General features: G+C 62.8%; 3 protein-coding genes. 1 reads left to right on the top strand and 2 read right to left on the bottom strand.

Annotation, left to right across the window (positions count from 1 at the left end):
• Positions 1 to 158 precede the first annotated feature (158 nt).
• Entirely contained in the window at positions 159 to 671 is a 513-nt protein-coding gene (locus tag BST28_RS22795; RefSeq protein WP_019739133.1) for a GNAT family N-acetyltransferase, read from the bottom strand.
• Positions 672 to 674: 3 nt separating this feature from the next.
• Positions 675 to 944: a type II toxin-antitoxin system TacA family antitoxin gene (locus BST28_RS22790; protein ID WP_019739134.1), complete on the bottom strand. Its 270-nt coding sequence runs from the start codon at positions 942 to 944 to the stop codon at positions 675 to 677.
• A gap of 680 nt (positions 945 to 1,624) precedes the next feature.
• On the opposite strand from BST28_RS22790, the gene BST28_RS22785 reads away from it, so the two are divergent.
• Positions 1,625 to 2,231 (top strand): type IV toxin-antitoxin system AbiEi family antitoxin domain-containing protein (locus tag BST28_RS22785; RefSeq protein ID WP_234808393.1); only part of this gene is annotated, 607 nt, incomplete at its 3' end.

Below are 2,231 nucleotides of genomic sequence, written 5' to 3'. Positions count from 1 at the left end.
GCCTGGTCATTGGCGGCGGCACGTGCCTGTTCCTCACTCAGCTGAAGAAGACGACGCAAACGCACATTGTCGGCGCGCAACGTGTCCAACTCGCCGGGGAAATTCTCGATACCGCTAACAGCCATCTCCTTGGTGCAGCAAATTCTCGGCGAAAAGGATTACTCCCGCCACCGCGCTCCGAGCGCTTTCGCCGCTGTAGACACCTTCATCACCAGACGACGCTCACGGTTGCGGACGGGAATGAAGTGGTAGTGCTCGTAGAAGGACTGTGCTTCGTCGTCTATGGCATCAACGACGATGAGTCGGCCACCACCGATCTCCGATGCGGCGACGGCTTTGCCCAGTGCGTCCAGGAGCAACTGCTCGCCATACCCGTGACCTCGCAGCGTTGTGTCGATGGCCAGGCGAGCGATCAGGTATCCGGGGATGCGGGAATGGCCGGCGGCCATGGATCTCGAGACGCCGTCGTCGCTGCGCACTACTTCGGTGGGGCAGATGGCGAAATAGGCCATGACTCTCCGTTCGCCGGACGGCGTCCACACGTAGACGTGTGCGACTCCGCTGCTGTCGGCACGACGGGCGTGGGCGATGAGCCAGGTGTTCAGCGACTCCTTACCGCAGTCGAACTCTTCCAGCGCGTGGTCGTCACTGAGTCGCGCCGACTCGAACATTGGTCAGCGCCGTGTGAAGACCGCTGGTTTGTGCGCGGCTGCCGACAGCCTCGGCGCGTCGTCAGCGGCATCCAGCGAGGACATCAGTGTGTCGAACTGTTCGGGCTCCATTGCCGTTACCAGCTCCTGGCGCAGGATGTCTTCGGCCCGTTGCATCGCGGCTTTCCGTACGAACTCCGACGTCTGCTCGTGGACAAGGTTGGCGGCGTGCTGGATGCGGTCCAAGGTCGCTTGCTCCGCGCGAAGCTCGATGCGTTTCGTTTTGACTGCCACGGCGACATCTCCTTCTTCCCTCGGTCATCGCTGCCCGTACTTGCGGATTGCCCTATTGTACGGTAAATGTACGGACATAGCTAGCTGCCGGAGAGGCGGGGACCACTCTGGGACCACACGTCATGCGCGATGCGGAACGACCTGCACGGCCGTGAACGTCACGCACCGCGCTGTGGGGGCGACAACGGCTGGCGACCTGGGAAAACGCCCTACCGCTACTTCCTGGGGGTCAAGTGGTCGCAGGTTCAAATCCTGTCAGCCCGACTTAGGAAAATAGGTATTGACCTGCGAATATGCGGAAAATTCGTTGGCGGGTGCACCCGAGATGACAACCGCTCTGGGACCACGCAGGTGCTGGCGATGCCCTCGATGGGCTGGTGTGCGGGAGTTTTGGGCGGTTGGACCGCACGTCATGCACGCTATGCGCGCCCGTGCACGTTATGCGGCTCGGGCGGGGGCGGTCCTCGTCCCGAACTTGACCGCCGGTCAAGTGGTTCCGGGTTCGATTTCTCTTAGACACCCGTCCCGCCGTCTCCGAGAACTCGGGGCGCTCCGACCTTGAGGAGCTGTGTTAGGGCCGATGGTCGGGCTCGCGCAACGGTCAGCAGAAGCCTTGGCGGGGTGTCGATGCCTGGCGAGCTATTGCCCAGCGGCGTTACAAGACGGACCCACCACCTAATTTGTGTGCAGTAACGTATCAATCTGATACGATTGAGCACATGGCGATCTGGGATCGGCTGGTTGAACTCGCGGCAGAGCAGCATGGCTACGTCACGACGCGTGACGCGCGCGATATCGGCGTTGACCCTGTGCAGCTTCGTCTTCTGGCGGCCCGTGGACGTCTCGAGCGCGCCGGGCGCGGTGTGTATCGGGTGCCGGTCCTGCCGCGTGGTGAGCATGACGATCTTGCGGCCGCCGTGTCGTGGACTTTGGGCCGTGGTGTCATCTCGCATGAGTCGGCGTTGGCGCTTCACGGCCTCGCTGACGTCAACCCGTCGCGTATCCATCTCACGGTCCCGCGCGACAACCATCCGCGCGCAGCGGGCGGCGAGCTGTACCGGCTACACCGCCGCGACCTGCCAGCAAGCGACATCACCTCGGTGGACGCCATTCCCGTCACGACGGTTGTGCGCACCATCAAAGACTGCATGACAACCGGCAGTGATCCATATCAACTTCGGGCGGCGATCGAGCGAGCCGAAGCCGAGGGGAGATATTGTCAAGACCTGTGGATCGGTGATTTTCAGGCGACCTCCGATCCGGCGGTTGCGGGCTCGCCCGTCGACG

This window comes from Mycolicibacter kumamotonensis (assembly GCF_002086285.1).
In the GTDB taxonomy this organism is placed as follows: domain Bacteria; phylum Actinomycetota; class Actinomycetes; order Mycobacteriales; family Mycobacteriaceae; genus Mycobacterium; species Mycobacterium kumamotonense.
This window is presented reverse-complemented; position numbering and strand designations above follow the sequence as displayed.

Excerpts from the sequence above, each read along its gene's own strand:
- BST28_RS22795 (WP_019739133.1), bottom strand. The coding sequence starts at position 671 with ATGTTCGAGTCGGCGCGACTCAGTGACGACCACGCGCTGGAAGAGTTC.